The organism is Microbacterium sp. EB106-03-03-XG65 (assembly GCF_058791955.1).
This window is the reverse complement of the sequence record NZ_JBYTEB010000002.1, coordinates 112,010-130,107: the sequence shown is the minus strand read 5'-3', so window position 1 is coordinate 130,107 and position 18,098 is coordinate 112,010. Positions and strand designations below refer to the sequence as shown.

Below are 18,098 nucleotides of genomic sequence, written 5' to 3'. Positions count from 1 at the left end.
TGTGCTCTGGGCGGGATTCGATACCGACAGGGATCGCACAGCTTGATCCTGCGGCACCCTGGAGGTTCAGATGGAAGGACTCGAGGTCACGGTCCTGATAGGACTCACGATTCTCGTCGGCGCGATCCTCGCCCCGCGCGTGCGCTTGGCGTTGCCGCTTGTGCTGGTGATCTTCGGCCTTCTGCTCGGGTTCGTTCCGCAGTTGCGCGAGATCCAACTGCCGCCCGAGACCGTGCTTCTGCTGTTCCTCCCGGTCATGCTGTTCTGGGAGAGCCTCACCACCTCGCTGCGCTCCATTCGTCGGGACTTCCGCTACATCCTGCCCATGAGCACATTGCTCGTCGTGGCCTCCGCTTTCGCCGTCGCAGGCGTCGGGATCCTGTTCGGTATGCCGTGGGAGACCGCACTCATCCTCGGCGCGGCGGTCGCTCCGCCCGACGCGACCGCCGTCGCCGCGCTCGGTCGACTGCTCCCGCAGCGCCTGTTCATGAAGCTCAAGGCGGAAAGCCTCACGAACGACGGAACGGCGCTCGTGCTGTACGCGATCGCGGTGTCGTTGGCGCTGGGTGGCCAGGTCACGCCGTGGTCCGTCACGATGTCCGTGCTCATGTCGTACGCCGGCGGCATCGCGGCGGGCGGCGTGATCGCCGCCCTCGCGTTCGTGCTGCTGCGCGCCACCTCCTCGACGATCGTGATCAATGTCACACTGCTGCTGATCCCCTTCACGGCCTTCCTTCTCGCCGAGATCGTCCACGCCTCGGGCGTGCTGGCAGTCGTGGTCGCCGGTCTCGTGGTCGCATACGTGGCGCCGCGCGTCACCACGGCGTCGTCGCGACGCCAGGCCGACGCCGCCTGGCCCTTCGGGGTCTTCCTGCTCAACGGCGCTCTTTTCGTGCTGATCGGCCTCGAGGTGCAGTTCGTCGCGCACGAGATCTCGGCAGCGGCGATCGGGAGGCTCGTGCTCATCACGCTCGGGGTCTGGGTGACCCTGCTGGTCGTGCGCTACCTGTTCCAGGTGATGAACATGCCGTTCCAGCGCCGCACCGGCACCCGACCCTCGGCCGGCGCGCGCGCCCGCTCGATGGCGGTGTCGACCATGGCGGGGATGCGCGGAGCCGTCTCCCTCGCCATCGCCCTCTCCGTCCCCGCGGCGAGCGCGACGCAGGGGGCGATCGCCGGACGTGACGAGATCGTCTTCGTCACGGCCGGGGTGATCCTCCTGAGCCTTCTCGTGCAGGGGCCGTTGCTTCCCGCCATCGTGCGCTGGGCGCGGTTCCCCGTCGATCACGCGGCCGACGAGGAGTACGAGCTGGCCGAGCGGGCGATCTCGGGAGCGGCTCTCGCCGCGCTCGACGACATCGCCACCGAGCACGCGATCGGGCAGGAGATCCGCGACAAGGTGCGCGCGGAGGGGTACCAGATGCTCGAGTTCTCGAACGCACGCGCGCTCGCCCGCGAACAGGCGATCGTCGACGCTGAAGCGCGTGCACTCGACGAGCTCCTGGACGAACCCGATCCGCTGGGTGTCGCCGGCTCCACCGGGGGCTCAATGGAGACGGGCATCGACGCTGACGGCATCGACGTCGGGGGCGTCGGCGGCAGCAACATCGGCGGCGGCCCGGATGCTGACGCACCCGCCTCGACGATCGCCGCGGATAGCGTGTTGGCGGGCGCCACCGGTGACGTCGAGGTCAGAACACTGCAGATGATCGCGACATCCACCGACGTCGACGTCATGCAGCGGTCGCCGTTGCTGCGCCACGAGGAGCACACGCGCCTCAAACTCGCCCTGCTCGACCGCAAACGAGAGGTGCTTCTGGGGCTCCGTCGCAGTGGCACGGTCGATGACCTCGTCGTGCGCCGCATCGCAGCTCGCCTCGACCTCGAGCAGGTGCGCCTGCAGGGCATCGAGGATTACGACTGACGGCTGTGACGCTCTGTGACGTCGCGATTCGGCGCGATCCCGTGCGGGTGTCTAACGTGATCGAGTCCCCCAAGAGAGGAACCCGAACATCATGTCCTTCACAGCATCCCGCAGGACCACCTCCGTCATCGCCGCGCTCGCCGCGGTCCCGCTCTTCGTCGCACTCGCAGGCTGCGCGACCGCGTCCTCCGACGCCGGCTCCGGCGAGTCCGGAGCGTCCGAGAGCGAAACCGTCAAGGTGGGCGTCGTCGGCAAGGGCGACGCGCAGTGGGCGCCGTTCGTCGAGGCAGCGGCCGAAGAGGGAATCACGGTCGAGCTCGTCGACTTCGGCTCCTACGAGCAGCCGAACCCGGCGCTGACCGAGGGCGAGATCGACCTCAACCAGTTCCAGCACATCGTGTACCTGGCTGACTACAACGTGAACTCCGGATCAGACCTCACTCCGATCGGTTCGACGGCGATCTACCCGCTCGGCCTGTACTCGAAGAAGTACGACGACGTCGACAGCATCCCCGAGGGTGAGACTGTCGCGGTGCCGGATGACGCGTCGAACCAGGCACGTGCGCTGCTCGTGCTCCAGTCCGCGGGTCTGATCGAGCTGAAGAGCGGCGGCACGATCTTCTCCGACGTCGCCGACGTCGACACCGACAAGTCCAAGGTCAAGGTCACGGCACTCGAGGCCGCGCTCATCCCGACCTCGCTGCCGGACGTCGCCGCCGCGATCATCAACAACGACTTCGTGAAGGACGCCGGTCTGACGTTCGACGACGCGATCGCTCAGGACGACCCCGAGGATCCCAACGCGCTGCCGTACGTCAACATCTTCGCGGCCCGCGCCGACGAGGCTGACAACGAGACCTACCTCAAGCTCGTCGAGATCTTCCAGACGAATGAAGACGTCCGGGCCGGTCTGCTCGAGTCGTCGGGTGACACCGCCGTTCCTCTGCAGACTCCTGTCGAGGACCTCGTGTCGTCGCTCGAGAAGGTCCAGAAGGACACCGAAGCACAGAAGTGAGTCCGGTGGGAGGGGAACCTCCCATCCGGATGCGAGAGAATCGGGTGGCGCTGCGTGCGTCACCCGATTCTTCGTTCCCGAAGCAGACCGGAGCAGCACACATGCCCATCGTGAGCCTGACCAACGTGTCGAAGGCATACCCCGCCCGCAACCCGGGAGACGGCGACGTCGTCGCTGTCGACGACGTGACCCTCGATATCGAGAAGGGTGATGTCTTCGGCATCATCGGGTACTCGGGGGCGGGGAAGTCGACGCTCGTCCGCCTTATCAACGCGCTCGAGCCAGCGACTGCCGGAACCATCCTCGTCGACGGCGTGGACGTGACCGCGCTGCGCGAGAGCGAGCTGCGCAAGGTCCGCGGTGGCATCGGCATGATCTTCCAGCAGTTCAACCTATTCTCCTCACGCAGCGTCAAGGCGAACATCGCGTATCCGCTCAAGCTGGCCGGCTGGTCCAAGCCCGACATCGAGAAGCGGGTCACTGAGCTCCTCAGCTTCGTCGGCCTGTCCGACAAGGCGAAGGCCTACCCCGAGCAGCTCTCCGGCGGGCAGAAGCAGCGCGTCGGCATCGCCCGTGCCCTCGCCACAGACCCGGCGATCCTGCTCGCCGACGAGGCCACCAGCGCTCTCGACCCGCAGACCACGCACGAGGTGCTCGATCTGCTCAAGCGGGTCAACCAGGAGCAGGGTGTGACGATCGTGGTGATCACGCATGAGATGGATGTCATCCAGACCATCGCGACCAAGGTCGCGGTGATGGAGAACGGTCGGGTCATCGAGAAGGGCGACGTGTTCGACGTGTTCTCAGCCCCGCAGAACCCCGCGTCGCAGAGATTCGTGGGCACCGTCGTCAAAGGCATCCCGACGCCGTCCGAGCTGTCGGTGCTGCGCGACCGGCACCAGGGCCGGCTCGTCACCTTCTCGTTCCGTGACGGCGACTCGTCGCAGGCCCAGGTGTTCCTCGACCTCGCCGGTGCTGGTCTCGACTTCGAGCTCGTGTACGGCGGCATCAACGACATCCGGGGTCGCGCCTTCGGCCACCTCACACTCGCGATTCGCGGCGACGGCGACGTGATCGACCGCACGCTCTCGGGCATCGCGGAGCGCGTCGAAGTCACCGAGATCGCCGGAGAGGAGGCACGCTGATGGATCGTCTGAACGAACTGTGGCCTGAATTCTGGAAGGCCGCGCTCGAGACCCTCTACATGACGTCCTTCGCGCTCGTGCTCGGTGGAATCCTCGGTCTCGCGATCGGCGTCATCCTGTACGTCACGCGTCCGGGCGGGCTCGCACAGAACAAGCCGGTCTCGGTCATCGCGAACCTCGCGGTCAACTTCTTCCGGCCCATCCCGTTCGTGATCTTCATGGCGGTGGCGCAGCCCTTCGCGCGCGTGGTCGTCGGTACCGGCATCGGAACCACCGCGGGGGCCTTCATCATCGGTCTCGCGGCGGCGTTCGCGATCGGTCGCATCGTCGAGCAGCACCTCGTCTCGGTCTCGCCCGGGGTCATCGAGGCCGCGCGGGCGATGGGAGCCGGTCCCTGGCGCATACTCTTCACGGTGGCGATCCCCGAGTCCCTCGGACCCCTCATCCTGGGCTACACGTTCATCGTCGTGGCGCTCATCGACATGACGGCCATGGCCGGTCTGATCGGCGGCGGCGGGCTCGGCGCGTTCGCCCAGATCTACGGCTTCCGGCAATTCGAGCCGCTGGTCATGTGGGCGGCGATCATCCTCATCGTGGTGTTCGTGCACCTGGTGCAGATGCTCGGTACCCGCCTCGCGCGCAAGATCATGCGCCGCTGACCCGCCCCGTCGCCTCGACAGAAGGGGTCGCGCGGCCGGTGCGGCTACCGTGACCGCGGCGCGTACCGGAGCGAGCGGCCCGAGGTGAAGGTGCGCTTCTCGCCGCTCATCGGATCGACGAAGTGGAGCTCTCGGGCGAGCAGCTGCATCGGGTTCTCGAAGTCGTCGGCCTTCTCGCCGCGCAACTCGGGATAGAACGGATCGTTCAGGATGCCGAGGCCCAGTGCAGCGAGGTGCACCCTCAGCTGATGCATCTTGCCGCTGTGCGGATGCAGCAGCGTGTGTACGACGTGGTCATCCGCGCCCATCACATCGATGCGGGTCTCGGCGTTGGGCTCGCGATCGTCGTCGACCTGCACCTTCAGCTCGTTGCGGAGCTTCACGATGTGGTTGCGGTACACGAGAGGGAAGCGGGAGGGGTCCCAGTCGGCAGGCCGGGCGGAGACCGCCTCATAGACCTTCTGCACCTGACGTGTCTCGAAGAGCAGCTGGTACGGCCCCCTCGTGGCCGGTCGCGCCGAGAACATCAGGAGGCCCGCCGTCGCCCTGTCCAGGCGGTGGATCGGAGCGAGATCGTCGTTGCCCAGCAGGTTGCGGAGGCGGATCAGCGCCGAGTTCTGCAGGAACTTCCCCCCGGGGATGGTCGGCAGGAAGTGCGGCTTGTCGACGACCACCAGGTCATCGTCCTGGTGCAGGATCTCGATCTCGACGGGCAGCCGGGTCTCGACAGGCGGGTCCCGGTAGTACCAGATGAACTCCTCGACGCCCAGGGGTGTGTCCCGTGCTAGAGGGGTGCCGTCACGGGCGACGATCTCGCCACGATCGAAGCGGCTGAGCAGCCCCTCGGGGTCGAGGTGGAAGAAGCGCTCGATCATGTATGCGCCGACGGTCGGCCATTCGCCGCTCATCGGCACGTGCAGACGCGTCGCGCCGACGCCGTCGCGCACGGGAAGAGGGGACTGCATCGCCATGTGTTCAGGCCCTCACGCGTCGAAGCTCAGGCTGAGCTTGCGCAGCAGACTCGCCAGGCGGTCGCGGTCGCCACGCGACAGCGCCTTCAGAAGGTCGTCTTCGACATCGACGAGGCGTGTGATCGCCGCATCCACTCTGATGCGTCCGTCATCCGTCAGGGTGACGAGCACGCTGCGGCCGTCAGCGGGGTCCGCCTCGCGGCGCACGAACTTTCGCCCGACCAGACGATCGATGCGGTTGGTCATGGTGCCGCTCGAGACGAGAGTCTGCTGCAGCAGCTGCTTGGGGGAGAGCTGGAAAGGCGAGCCCGCCCGGCGCAACGCCGAGAGCACGTCCCACTCCCAGGCCTCCAGGTCGCTGCGGCGGAAGACATCGCGGCGCGCGCGATCGAGCAGGCGAGTCAGCCGATCCATCCGCGACAGCACCTCGAGGGGCGAGAAGTCGAGGTCGGGGCGCTGGGTGTTCCAGGCGCCGACGATCCGATCAACCTCATCCGCCTCAGTCATCCGTCCATTATCGCCGGTAGCACGCAGGCGGACGTGGCAGACTTGATCCGCGGCTCCCTCGGGGGCAGCGGTCCGCCGTGGTGTAATGGCAGCACGACAGCCTTTGGAGCTGTTAGGTCTAGGTTCGAGTCCTGGCGGCGGAGCATGACTGGGAACAAGCTCGCCATCATCGTCCTCGCTGCCGGGCAGGGCACGCGTATGCGTTCCCGCTTGCCGAAGGTGCTGCACCCGATCGGCGGGCGTCCGCTCGTGGGCCACGTGCTCACCACCGCGACGCGACTCGGTGCCGATCACATCGAGGTCGTCGTGCGGCACGAACGCGACCAGGTCGTGGCTGCGCTCGCCGAGGACTACCCCGACGCCGTGTTCGTCGATCAGGACGACGTCCCCGGCACGGGTCGCGCCGTGCAGGTCGCGATCGATCAGCTGCCGGACGACTTCGACGGCGATGTGCTCGTGCTCTCGGGTGATGTCCCGCTGCTCGAGGTCGACACGCTGCGCGCGCTCGTCGACGGGCACCGTGCCGTGTCTGCCGCAGCCACGCTGCTCACGGCGCGACTCGACGACCCCAGCGGCTACGGCCGGGTGATCCGCGACGTCGACGGCACCGTGCAGCGCATCGTCGAGCAGAAGGATGCGACAGACGACGAAGCGGCCGTGACCGAGATCAACGCGGGCGTCTACGTCTTCCGTGCACTCGAGCTGCGCGCGCAGCTGGCACGCGTCACGCAGGACAACGCGCAGGGCGAGATGTATCTCACCACCGTCATCGAGCTTCTCCGCGCAGCGGATCGTCCGGTCGCCGCCGAGATCGCCGCCGACACCGCATCGACGTTCGGAATCAACGACCGCATCCAGCTCGCCGAGGCCGGCCGCGTGCTCAACGACCGCATCGTGCGGCACTGGCAGCGCGAAGGCGTGACCGTGATCGATCCCGCCACCACGTGGATCGACGACGATGCCTCGCTCGCGCCCGACGTCACGATCCTCCCGAACACGCACATCCTGCGGGCGACGACGATCGCCGAGGGTGCCATCATCGGCCCTGACACGACTCTCGTCGACTGCGAGGTGGGGGAGGACGCGATCGTCCGCCGCACCGATGCGACGCTCGCGGTGATCGGTGCCGAGGCCACGGTCGGGCCGTTCTCGTTCCTGCGGCCCGGCACCGTCCTGGGGGCCAGAGGCAAGATCGGCGCCTACGTCGAGACCAAGAACGCCGAGATCGGCGAGGGCAGCAAGGTTCCGCACCTGTCGTACGTCGGCGATGCGACGATCGGCCGCGGCGTCAACCTCGGCGCGAGCACGATCACCGCGAACTACGACGACGTGAACAAGCACCGCACTGTGGTCGAGGACGAGGTGCACACCGGCTCGCACACGACCCTCGTCGCGCCCGTTAGGCTGGGTGCTGGCGCCAAGACAGGTGCCGGCGCCGTCGTCCGCAAGGACGTCCCCGCCGGCTCTCTTGCCATGAGCGTCGCCCCTCAGCGCAACATCGAGGGTTGGGTCGAGAAGAACAGGGCAGGCACGGGCGCGGCAGATGCCGCAGCCCGATCGCGAGTGGTGGAATAGGCGAGAAAACGATGGCGCGCAAGAAGAAGACGGTCGATCTGGACCGGGACAACGGCATCGCACCGGGACTGGTCGCCAAGACGAAGAAGCGGCTGGTCGTCGCCGGCGGGCGTTCGCACCCGGAGCTGACTGCAGCTGTGGCAGCCGCGCTCGGCACCGAGGTCGTGCCGACCGAGCACCGCACGTTCGCCTCGGGCGAGATCTACGCGCGGTTCGAGGTGTCGATCCGCGGCTGTGACCTCTTCCTGATCCAGACCTTCGGTGAGCCGGTCAACGAGTGGCTCATGGAGACCCTCATCATGATCGACGCCGCGAAGCGCGCATCTGCCAAGCGCATCACGGTCGTCGCCCCGTACTACCCGTATTCGCGCCAGGACAAGAAGGGCCGCGGCCGTGAGCCGATCAGCGCCCGCCTCGTCGCCGACCTGCTCAAGACCGCCGGCGCTGACCGCGTCATGAGCGTCGACCTGCACGCCGCTCAGATCCAGGGCTTCTTCGACGGCCCCGTCGACCACCTGTTCGCCAAGCCGGTGCTGCTGGACTACTTCCAGCGCACCCTGAGCCCGGCCGACCGAGAGATCCTCACGGTCGTCTCGCCCGACATGGGTCGCGTGCGCGTGGCCGACACCTGGTCGGACAGCCTGGGCGCCCCGCTGGCGATCATCCACAAGCGTCGTGACCCGAAGGTCGCGAACCAGGTCTCGGTGCACGAGATCGTGGGCGCGGTCGACGGTCGCACCTGCCTGCTCGTCGACGACATGATCGACACGGGCGGAACCATCGTGAAGGCCGCGCAGGCGCTCAAGGCCAACGGCGCGCATCGCGTGATCGTCGCTGCGACGCACGCGATCTTCAGCGATCCGGCCTCGGAGCGTCTGCAGGACGCCTCGATCGACGAGGTCGTGATCACCGACACGATCCCGCTCACCGAGTCGCGTCGCTGGGACAAGCTGACGGTCCTCCCGATCGCCCCGATGCTCGCGCGTGCGATCCACGAGGTCTTCGAAGACGGATCCGTCACGAGCATGTTCGGCGGAGACGCGTAAGCGACTCATATAGCGGGCACAGCCCGCACATAGACGGGCTCCCTACGGTCGAATCAACACATCGATCAAGGCCGGGAGGACCATCATGATCCGCACGACTGTACCGACTTCGCTCCGCAAGGGAGCAGCCATCGCCGGCGTCGCCGGGCTTCTCGTGCTCGCCGGATGCTCGGGCACGGCTGACGCCGAAGACACCTCGACCGGTGATTCGTCGAGCACCGACTCGAGCACCGACTCGAGCACAGACACGAGCACGGGCTCGGCGTCATCGGGGGAGTACTCCGACGGCACCTATACCGCGGACGGGTCGTACCAGACGCCGGAGACCGTGGAGGAGATCACGGTGACCCTCACGATCGCCGACGGCGTGGTGAGCGAGGTCGAGGTGACCGGCGACCCCCAGGCCCGCGAGAGCGAGCAGTACCAGGGGCAGTTCATCGAGGGCATCTCGGATGAGGTCGTGGGCAAGTCCCTCGACGAGATCGATGTCAGCAAGGTCGCGGGCTCCTCGCTCACGAGCGGTGGATTCAACAAGGCCGTCGACGCGATCAAGGAGCAGGCCGCCGCGTAGGCGCCTGAGCCGGCACCATGGCGATCTGGCGTTTCGACGCGATCGGCACGCGCTGGGAGATCGAGACCACGCACGAGCTCGGGCCCGACGAGCGACGCCTCGTGAGCACGGAGATCGAGCGTTTCGACCGCGAATGGTCGCGGTTCCGCGAGGACTCCGCGGTCACCGCGGTCGGCCGAGCCGGTGGGACGATCGCCTCGGTGGATGCAGGACCCATGCTCGACGCCTACCGGGATCTCGCGCACGCCACCGCGGGAGCGGTGAATCCGCTGGTCGGCGACAGCCTCGACGCGCTCGGCTATGACGCGCAGTACTCGCTCGTGGCCGGGACTCCTGTGGCGGCCCCGCGGGCGTGGACCGAGCAGATCCGGTGGTCGGAGAGCGAAGTCACGGCGTCTGTCCCCGCGCTCATCGATGTGGGAGCCCTGGGTAAGGGACGTCTCGTCGACCTCGTCGTCGACGCTCTCACGGATGTGCCCGGGGATCTGGTCGTCGACGCCGGGGGAGACATGCGCGTCCGCGGTGCGGTCGTGCGCGTCGGCCTCGAGCATCCGTACGACTCGACGAAGGCGATCGGCGTGGTGGAGCTGCAGGATGCGGCACTCTGCGCGTCGGCCGTCAACCGCCGCGCGTGGGGAGACGGCCTGCATCACGTGCTCGACGCGCGCACCGGAGTTCCGGTGCGCACATGGGCTGCGACATGGGCGATCTCGGCCGACGCGATGCGCGCGGATGCCGTGGCCACCGCCCTGTTCTTCGACGGCGGCCCGGAGCTCGCGGCGTCGTGGGACGTGCACTGGGTACGGATGACGACTGATGGCCGCGTCGAGCGCTCGCCCGGATGCCCTGCCGAATTGTTCACGCGCCGCTGAGGCGCAGGATTACGGAAGAGTGGAACAGTGATCACCTCCCTCACCGCCATGCGGCAACGAGTTCTCGCGCTCCTCGGCGGCATCTCGATGTATCGCCTGGTGCTTTTCTCGCTGCTCGCTCTGGCGATCATCGCCGTCGTGCTCTCGTCGCTCGGGGTCATCGTCTCGCCGACTCCGGTCGAGATACTCGTGTCCTTCGTGGTGCTCGCGCTGGTGATCTCCGCCGTGGATGCGGCGGCGCAGCGCGTTCTGCGGCTGCCGTGGCGCATCGAGTCGTCGCTCGTCACGGCGCTGATCCTGCTGTTCGTCTTGCGGCCCGGCGCTGAGCCGCTCGCGCTGCTCGGCCTCGCGATCGCCGGTGCAGTGGCGAGTCTGTCGAAGTACCTGATCGCGTGGCGAGGACGACACATCCTCAACCCTGCCGCATTCGGTGCAGCCGTCGTGTCGATCCTCGGGTCCTTCGGCGCCTTCGAGTGGCTCGGCACATCGTCGTCGTGGTGGGTCGGCACACCGTCGATGTTCCTTCCCGTGCTCGTCCTCGGGCTCGCCGTGCTCTGGCGGACCGAGAAGGTGCGCGTCGTGGCGACATTCCTCCTGATCGCGATCGTCGTCTCGGTCGTACGACAGGCCGTTCAGGCTCAGGAGTTCTCGATCGACTTCGACCTCGCATCCGCGCTCTCGTTCGCTCTGCTGCAGTCGCCGTTCCTGTTCCTCGGTGCCTTCATGCTCTCTGAGCCGCTGACCCTTCCGCCGCGCCGCTGGCAGCAGTTCTCCGTCGCTGCCCTCGTCGGCGTCCTCGCCGGGTGGCCGATCGCCGTCGGAGGGCTCTTCACGCTCGGCCAGGAACGCGCCCTGCTCATCGGCAACCTGCTCGCCTTCGCGTTCGCGCTGCGCGGTTCTGTGCGTCTCGTCCTCGAGAAGAGGCAGTTCATCACTCCGACCGCGCAGGAGCTCACGTTCCGCGCGAAGGGGAAGGTGCGCTTCCTCGCGGGCCAGTACCTGGAACTGGATGTGCCCCACAGCCGGCCGGATGCTCGCGGCACACGCCGCGAGTTCAGCATCGTGTCTGCGCCCGCCGACCTCCCGACGCTGCGCATCGCCTACAAGGACGGGGATCAGAGGCATCCGTCGAGCTACAAGCGTGCCCTCGCGGACGCCGAACCCGGCGCGACTCTCGCAGTCACCGGCACCTGGGGCGACTTCCTGCTTCCGCGATCCGAAGCCCCGGTGCTGATGGTGGCCGCCGGCATCGGCGTCACGCCGTTCGTGTCGCAGCTCCGTCAGCTGCGGGCGACAGGTCAGCACCGCGATGTCGTGCTGGTCTATGTCGCCTCCGACAGCTCGGAGCTGGCCTTCCGCGACGAGATCGCCGCCACCGGCGCGCGAGTGATCGCTTTCACTCGTGACGAGCCGACGCCGCTTCCTGATCACTGGTCATGGGCGCAGGGCGCCCGGCTCGACGCCGCCGAGCTCGATCGCTTCGTCCCCGACCTCGCATCCCGTCACGCCTACATCTCCGGCCCTCCGCGGTTGATCGCGGACCTCGCCCCCGCGCTGCAGAAGGCCCGCACGCTCACGACCGACGCGTTCGCGGGCTACTGAGCGCGGATGGGCGACCTCGTCCGAGCTCTCTAGTCCGAGACGGGCACCGGGTTCACCGGCAGGCGGACGGCGAACGTCGTGTCACCCGGTTCGCTCGTCACCGAGAGCCCTCCGCCGTGCCCCTCGACGATCGCCTTCGCGATGGCGAGTCCGAGGCCAGTGCCCCCGGTCTGCCGGGCACGCGAGCTGTCGCCGCGGGCGAAGCGGGCGAAGAGCTCGTCGCGCACCGCCGGATCGATGCCCGGGCCGTCGTCATGCACGCTGATGACCGCGTCGTCGCCCTCGCGAGTCACCCGCAGAGTGATCGAGGTCCCGGGCGGAGTGTGCGTGCGGGCATTCGCGAGCAGGTTGGCGACCACCTGATGCAGACGACCCGCGTCGCCCATGACCACGATCGGCTCGTCGGGCACCTCGATGTTCCAGTGGTGATCGACGGCGGTGGGGCGGGCGTCGGAGAGGCCTTCGAGAGCCAGCTGGGTGAGGTCGACGGTGCCGTGCACGAGTTCGCGGCCTTCGTCGAGCCGCGCCAGCAGCAGCAGGTCCTCGACGAGGTGGGTCATCCGCAGCGACTGCGCCTGGATGCGCTCGAGCGATGTCGTGGTGCCTTCGATCGCTGCGTCCGTGCCCTGCTGCTTCAGCGCGCGCAGAGACAACTCCGAGTATCCGCGGATCGATGAGAGGGGTGTGCGCAGCTCATGACTCGCATCGGCGACGAAGCGGCGCATCCGCTCCTCGTTCTTCTGGCGTGCGGCCAGCGAGGCGTTCACGTGGTCGAGCAGAGTGTTCAGTGATGCTCCGACGAGGCCCGTCTCTGTGCGCGGGTCTGCTTCGGCCGCCGGCACCCGCTCGGTGATCTGCACCTCCCCGCGATCGAGTGGCTGGTTCGCCACGCGCGTGGCCGTGGCGGCGACGGCGCGCAGCGGCCTGAGGCCGACCCTGATGGTGATGGCGGTCGTCAGTGCGAGAAGGATCAGCCCCCCGAGCGTCGCGAGCACGATGACGGTCAGGAGAGTGGTGAGCTGATTCTGGATGTCTGTGCGGGGGAGCCCCGTGACGACATTCACTCCGTTGGGCGCCTGCTGCACGACCACGAGGTAGGAGCCGAAGTCGTCGAGCGTCACGGTGCCCACGCGCCGCCCGTCGAGCGCTGCGTCGATCCGCTCGAGATCAGCGCTCGTCAGGGGCTGGGACTGTCCACTCAGCTCGCCTTTGGTGTCGGGGAACACGATGCCGTTGGTGCCCCCCGCCGAACTGGAGACGGCCATCAGGATGCCGGGTGGAACGCGCGACCCCTGGCCCTCGAAGATGGCATCGACGTCGGCGTACTTCGCGGGCACGCTGCCGACCGCCTGGGCGACCCCTGTCGAGTAATTCGTCACCTTGTCCTGGAGCTGCTGTTCGAGTGTCCCGCCGAGCAGCGCACTGGTGATGACGGCGACGATCACGAGGATGAGCGAGACGAAACCGATCACGGCCGTCATCAGCCGCGTCTGCAGGCTCATCGGTCGCCCGGCGATCCTCGTGGAACTCACTGAGGCGCCTTGATCATGTAGCCGACTCCCCGCACGGTGTGCAGGAGCGGAGTGCGGCCCGCGTCGATCTTCTTGCGCAGGTACGAGATGTACAGCTCGACGACCGACGACTTGCCGCCGAAGTCGTAGCTCCACACCCGGTCGAGGATCTGCGCCTTCGACAGCACCCGTCGCTCGTTGCGCATGAGGTAGCGGAGCAGTTCGAACTCGGTCGCCGTCAGCTCGATCTCGGTGCCGTCGCGCATGACCTCGTGACTGTCCTCATTCAGCGTGAGGTCGGCGACGCGCAGGATCGATTGTCCGTCGTCGGCGGTCGCGTGTCCGGTGCGCCGGATGATCGCGCGCAGCCGTGCGATCACCTCCTCCAGGCTGAACGGTTTGGTGACGTAGTCGTCTCCGCCGGCGGTGAGGCCCGCGACGCGGTCGCCCACCGCATCCTTCGCTGTCAGGAACAGAACGGGAACGAGGCTGCCCGATTCGCGCAGGCGACGCAGCACCGCCATGCCGTCGAGATCGGGCATCATGATGTCGAGCACGAGGGCGTCGGGTTCGAAGTCGCGCGCGACCTGCAGCGCCTCGAGCCCCGATGACGCGGTGCGCACCTCCCAGCCCTCCATCCGCAGGGCCATCGCGAGCAGATCCGTGAGCATCTGCTCGTCGTCGACGGCGAGGATGCGCAGGGGCGAGCCGTCGGGGCGGCGCAGTTCGGGAAGATCGGTGCTCATGACTTCATTCTGCGGAATCACCTATGGGGTTTCTATGGAACGCGCTATGCGTCTGCTGTGAGATCGAGCGCCCATAGCCTTCTCATCGATGTTCCTTCGATTGCACAAAACTCCGCTCCATACCGTCATCATCGGCCCGCGATCGGCGCGGCAGAAGGAGACACATGTACGGGACATATCTGCGGCGCGAGTTGGCGGGCCGCAAGAAGCAGACCACGATCGTCGCGATCGGACTCGCGATAGCCATCGCCCTCGTGATCGTCGTGAACGCGCTCACAGCGGGAGTGCGTGACGCGCAAGCGCAGGCGCTGGAATCGGTGTACGGCGTCGGCACCGACCTCACGGTCACCGGAGCTGCGGCCCAGCCCGGGGAAGGAGGCGGTCAGCGCTTCGACTTCGGATCAGACGACGGCGCCACCGACGGCGACACGACGACGCTGAGCCAATCGACTCTGATGACCGACTTCATGCGCGGAACGCTCGACGCGTCCGTGCTCGACACAGTGACGTCGACGGAGGGCGTGACGGCGGCGTCCGCTGCTCTCAGCCTCACCAACTCGACGTTCTCGGGCGAGCTGCCCAGCGGCGGCTTCGGCGAGCAGGACGGCGCGACCGAAGGCGCTGCCCCCACCGAGGGGCAAGCACCGCCGCAGGGCGGAACGGACGGTGCCGGCGGCGGCTCGTTCGGTGTCGACTCGTTCACGGTGCTGGGCATCGACCCCGCGGTGACATCGGTGGGCCCGCTCGCCTCGGTCGAGGTCAATGACGGCCGGGCTCTCGACAGCGACGACTCCGGAGCGCTCGTCGCGCTGGTCGATGCGACCTACGCGACCACGAACGAGATCGCCGTCGGCGACACGATCGACGTCGCTGGCTCCGATGTCGAGGTCGTCGGCATCGTGGCATCCACCTCCGACTCCGCCGACACCGCCGCGAACGTCTACCTGCCGCTCGACACCGCCCAGGAGCTCTCCGGAGCAGGAGACGTCGTCTCGACTGTGTACGTGCAGGCCGAGTCCGCATCATCGATCGACGCGGTGCAGGCAGCCCTGGCAGACGAGCTTCCCGATGCGACGATCACGTCGCAGTCCGAGCTCGCCTCGACGGTCTCGGGTTCGCTCTCGAGTGCGACATCGCTGATCACGAACCTCGGCACCTGGCTGTCGATCATCGTGCTGGCTGTGGCCGTGCTGCTCTCGGTGCTGCTGACCCTCTCGGGCGTCTCTCGTCGGACGCGGGAGTTCGGAACCCTCAAGGCGATCGGCTGGTCGAACGGCCGGGTCGTGCGCCAGGTCGCCGGCGAGTCGATGGTGCAGGGGTTGATCGGCGGTGCGGTGGGACTCGTGCTCGGCGTCGCGGGGATCCTCATCATCAATCTCGTGCAGCCCACGGTCGCCGCTGCGGCGACGGGCAACGCGGAAGGCGGAGGACCGGGAGGAATGGGGGGAGGCCCCGCGGGAGGCGGCGGCATGTTCCAGAGCCCGCAAGCGGCCGACATCGTGTTGCACGCACCGTTCACCCCGTGGGTGCTCGTCGCCGCGGTGGGCCTGGCCGTGCTCGGCGGTCTCGTCGCCGGCGCCTTCGGAGGCTGGCGTGCCGCGCGTCTCAGCCCGGCTGAAGCACTTCGCTCGGTCGCATGACCACCGCGCCTTCATCACACGCACGACAAGGAGACAACGACATGACCATCGCAGACATCGCCGCGGCGACAGGGAACACGGATGCCGCACGGCCGATCTACCGCGCACAGGACGTCACACGCACCTACGCGCAGAAGGGACGCACTGTGAAAGCGCTCACAGGCGTCGACCTCACGATCCAGGCCGGTGAGTTCGTCACAATTCAGGGCCCGACCGGCGGAGGCAAGTCGACACTGCTGCAGATGCTCGGCGCCCTCGACAAGCCCTCGTCCGGTTCGCTCACGCTCGGCGACATCGAGCTGGCATCGGCGTCGGCGCGCGAGCTGAGTCGCATCCGGGCCGAGGAGATCGGATTCGTGTTCCAGGGGTTCAACCTCATCCCGACCCTCACCGCCGCGGAGAACGTGAACATGGCGCTGGAACCGACCTCGCTGAGCCGCGGCGACCGGACCGCACGCGTCGCCGAGGCTCTCGCGCACGTCGGCCTCGCCGATCGCGGCGACCATCTGCCGACCGAGCTCTCGGGAGGCCAGCAGCAGCGTGTGGCGATCGCTCGCGCCATCGTGAAGCGACCTCGTGTGCTGCTGGCCGACGAGCCCACGGGCAACCTCGACGAGAGCATGCGAGATGAGATCCTCACCCTGCTCGAGGGCCTCTGCGCCGAAGGGATCACGATGATCGTCGTCACGCACGACTCGGCAGTGGCTCGCCGGGCGACCAGGCGGCTGCGGCTCGCGATGGGGACGGTGCAGGACATCACCCGCTGAGGTGCGGCGAAGGCCCCGGCGAACTCGCCGGGGCCTTCGTGCTGCGTGGGACTGCGCTCAGTGCGTGTCTTCGGCTTCGATCTCGGTGCGGTCGCCCGACCACTGCGTGTGGAAGGTGCCTTCCTTGTCGATGCGCTTGTAGGTGTGCGCACCGAAGAAGTCGCGCTGGCCCTGCACCAGAGCCGCAGGAAGGCGGTCGGCGCGGATGCCGTCGTAGTACGACAGCGACGACGAGAACGCCGGAGCCGGGATGCCGGCCTGCGCGGCCGCGACGACCACGCGGCGCCAGGAGGCCTGGGCGCGGGTGATCGCCTCGGTGAAGTACGGCGCCGTGAGCAGCACCGGAAGGCCGGGCTCCGCCTGGTAGGCGTCGGCGATGCGGTTGAGGAACTGGGCGCGGATGATGCAGCCGCCGCGCCAGATCTTGCTGATCGCACCGAGGTCGATGTTCCAGTCGTACTCGGCGGCGCCGGCGCGGATCTCGTCGAAGCCCTGCGAGTACGCGACGATCTTCGACGCGTAGAGCGCGAGACGGACGTCTTCGATGAAGGCGGCCTCGTCGGCGACGGTGAACGCCTCGTCGGGGCCGGGAAGGGAGCCTGCCACCTCGCGCTGCTCGGGGTGCGAGGACAGCGAGCGGGCGAACGTGGCCTCGGCGATGCCCGAGACGGGGACGCCGAGCGAGAGTGCGGTCTGCACGGTCCACGCGCCGGTGCCCTTGGCGCCGGCCTGGTCGACGATGACGTCGACGAGCGGCTTGCCGGTTGCGGCATCCACCTGGCGGAGCACCTCGGCGGTGATCTCGATCAGGTACGACTCGAGCTCGCCCTTGTTCCACTCGGCGAAGATCTCCGCGATCTCGGCCGGGGTCTTGCCCGTGCCGCGGCGGATGAGGTCGTAGGCCTCGGCGATGAGCTGCATGTCGGCGTACTCGATGCCGTTGTGCACCATCTTGACGAAGTGTCCTGCGCCGTCGTGGCCGACGTGCGTGACGCACGGCTCGCCCTCGGCGACCGCGGCGATCGACTTCAGGATCGGGCCGAGCGTGACCCACGACTCGTCGGATCCGCCGGGCATGATCGACGGGCCGAGCAGTGCGCCCTCCTCGCCACCGGAGATGCCGGCGCCGACGAAGTTGATGCCCGTCTCACGGACGGCCTTCTCGCGGCGGATCGTGTCGGGGAAGTACGCGTTGCCGCCGTCGACGATGATGTCGCCCGGCTCGAAGACCTCGACGAGCGAGTCGATCACGGCATCCGTCGGGCGACCGGCCTTGACCATGATGATCGCGGTGCGCGGCTTCTGCAGGCTGTCGGCGAACTCCTGGTACGTCGACGCCGGGACGAACTCGGCCTCGGGGTGCTCGCTCAGCAGCGTCTCGGTCTTCTCGTAGCTGCGGTTGAAGATCGCCACCGTGTTGCCCTCGCGGCTGGCGAGGTTGCGAGCGAGGTTCGAACCCATGACGGCGAGTCCGACGACTCCGATGTTGGCTGATGCTTCGGGCACAGATGGCTCCTAGATCGAGAAGAAGGGGATGCTCTCAGGAT

At 67.8% G+C, this 18,098-nt stretch carries 16 protein-coding genes and 1 tRNA gene; 12 read left to right on the top strand and 5 right to left on the bottom strand.

Annotated features, from left to right (window positions below; genetic code table 11):
- Window positions 1-70: 70 nt before the first annotated feature.
- The 4 genes from AC3WS6_RS13820 to AC3WS6_RS13805 all read left to right on the top strand — a co-directional run bounded on the left by AC3WS6_RS13820 (window position 71) and on the right by AC3WS6_RS13805 (window position 4,743).
- The gene (locus AC3WS6_RS13820; RefSeq protein ID WP_492501606.1) at window positions 71-1,924 is read left to right on the top strand and encodes a Na+/H+ antiporter; all 1,854 of its coding nucleotides are present in this window, start codon (window positions 71-73) and stop codon (window positions 1,922-1,924) included.
- A 91-nt stretch (window positions 1,925-2,015) separates the two neighbouring features.
- Window positions 2,016-2,939 (top strand): MetQ/NlpA family ABC transporter substrate-binding protein, encoded by a 924-nt coding sequence (locus AC3WS6_RS13815; protein WP_492501605.1) that lies wholly within the window; start codon window positions 2,016-2,018, stop codon window positions 2,937-2,939.
- A gap of 101 nt (window positions 2,940-3,040) precedes the next feature.
- Window positions 3,041-4,084 (top strand): methionine ABC transporter ATP-binding protein, encoded by a 1,044-nt coding sequence (locus tag AC3WS6_RS13810; RefSeq protein WP_492501604.1) that lies wholly within the window; start codon window positions 3,041-3,043, stop codon window positions 4,082-4,084.
- Window positions 4,084-4,743 (top strand): methionine ABC transporter permease, encoded by a 660-nt coding sequence (locus AC3WS6_RS13805; protein WP_314426216.1) that lies wholly within the window; start codon window positions 4,084-4,086, stop codon window positions 4,741-4,743. The genes AC3WS6_RS13810 and AC3WS6_RS13805 overlap by 1 nt, the downstream gene beginning before the upstream one ends.
- Before the next feature lie 44 nt (window positions 4,744-4,787).
- Here the strand turns inward: AC3WS6_RS13805 and AC3WS6_RS13800 are convergent, their stop codons facing one another.
- Window positions 4,788-5,708, bottom strand: a complete 921-nt coding sequence (locus AC3WS6_RS13800) for a pseudouridine synthase (protein WP_492502315.1) — start codon at window positions 5,706-5,708, stop codon at window positions 4,788-4,790.
- Between the two features lie 18 nt (window positions 5,709-5,726).
- Window positions 5,727-6,221, bottom strand: a complete 495-nt coding sequence (locus tag AC3WS6_RS13795) for a MarR family winged helix-turn-helix transcriptional regulator (protein ID WP_492501603.1) — start codon at window positions 6,219-6,221, stop codon at window positions 5,727-5,729.
- A 71-nt stretch (window positions 6,222-6,292) separates the two neighbouring features.
- On the opposite strand from AC3WS6_RS13795, the gene AC3WS6_RS13790 reads away from it, so the two are divergent.
- From AC3WS6_RS13790 to AC3WS6_RS13765, 6 genes are all read left to right on the top strand, one after another.
- Window positions 6,293-6,364, top strand: a tRNA-Gln gene (locus tag AC3WS6_RS13790).
- 1 nt (window position 6,365) lies between these two features.
- Window positions 6,366-7,796 carry a bifunctional UDP-N-acetylglucosamine diphosphorylase/glucosamine-1-phosphate N-acetyltransferase GlmU gene (gene glmU / locus AC3WS6_RS13785; RefSeq protein ID WP_492501602.1) on the top strand — a complete coding sequence of 477 codons (1,431 nt, stop codon included), beginning with the start codon at window positions 6,366-6,368 and terminating at the stop codon, window positions 7,794-7,796.
- A gap of 11 nt (window positions 7,797-7,807) precedes the next feature.
- Entirely contained in the window at window positions 7,808-8,842 is a 1,035-nt protein-coding gene (locus AC3WS6_RS13780) for a ribose-phosphate diphosphokinase (protein ID WP_201470285.1), read from the top strand.
- An 85-nt stretch (window positions 8,843-8,927) separates the two neighbouring features.
- Window positions 8,928-9,413, top strand: a complete 486-nt coding sequence (locus AC3WS6_RS13775; protein ID WP_492501601.1) for an FMN-binding protein — start codon at window positions 8,928-8,930, stop codon at window positions 9,411-9,413.
- 17 nt (window positions 9,414-9,430) lie between these two features.
- Window positions 9,431-10,285, top strand: a complete 855-nt coding sequence (locus AC3WS6_RS13770; RefSeq protein WP_492501600.1) for an FAD:protein FMN transferase — start codon at window positions 9,431-9,433, stop codon at window positions 10,283-10,285.
- Window positions 10,286-10,312: 27 nt separating this feature from the next.
- A complete protein-coding gene (locus AC3WS6_RS13765) occupies window positions 10,313-11,887 on the top strand; it encodes an FAD-dependent oxidoreductase (protein ID WP_492501599.1) in 1,575 nt (524 codons plus the stop codon).
- A gap of 29 nt (window positions 11,888-11,916) precedes the next feature.
- Here AC3WS6_RS13765 and AC3WS6_RS13760 read toward each other — a convergent pair whose 3' ends face one another.
- Together AC3WS6_RS13760 and AC3WS6_RS13755 are read right to left on the bottom strand one after the other, a co-directional pair.
- Window positions 11,917-13,389, bottom strand: coding sequence for a sensor histidine kinase (locus AC3WS6_RS13760; RefSeq protein WP_492501598.1), 1,473 nt, complete (start codon window positions 13,387-13,389; stop codon window positions 11,917-11,919).
- A 26-nt stretch (window positions 13,390-13,415) separates the two neighbouring features.
- Complete coding sequence (locus tag AC3WS6_RS13755) at window positions 13,416-14,144, bottom strand: response regulator transcription factor (protein ID WP_201470281.1); 729 nt, start codon at window positions 14,142-14,144, stop codon at window positions 13,416-13,418.
- 164 nt (window positions 14,145-14,308) lie between these two features.
- Here AC3WS6_RS13755 and AC3WS6_RS13750 point away from each other — a divergent pair, with 164 nt between their 5' ends.
- Both AC3WS6_RS13750 and AC3WS6_RS13745 read left to right on the top strand, forming a co-directional pair.
- Window positions 14,309-15,784: an ABC transporter permease gene (locus AC3WS6_RS13750; RefSeq protein ID WP_492501597.1), complete on the top strand. Its 1,476-nt coding sequence runs from the start codon at window positions 14,309-14,311 to the stop codon at window positions 15,782-15,784.
- A 41-nt stretch (window positions 15,785-15,825) separates the two neighbouring features.
- Window positions 15,826-16,551 (top strand): ABC transporter ATP-binding protein, encoded by a 726-nt coding sequence (locus AC3WS6_RS13745; RefSeq protein ID WP_492501596.1) that lies wholly within the window; start codon window positions 15,826-15,828, stop codon window positions 16,549-16,551.
- A gap of 57 nt (window positions 16,552-16,608) precedes the next feature.
- Here the strand turns inward: AC3WS6_RS13745 and gnd are convergent, their stop codons facing one another.
- The gene (gene gnd, locus AC3WS6_RS13740) at window positions 16,609-18,057 is read right to left on the bottom strand and encodes an NADP-dependent phosphogluconate dehydrogenase (RefSeq protein WP_492501595.1); all 1,449 of its coding nucleotides are present in this window, start codon (window positions 18,055-18,057) and stop codon (window positions 16,609-16,611) included.
- Between the last annotated feature and the right edge of the window lie 41 nt (window positions 18,058-18,098).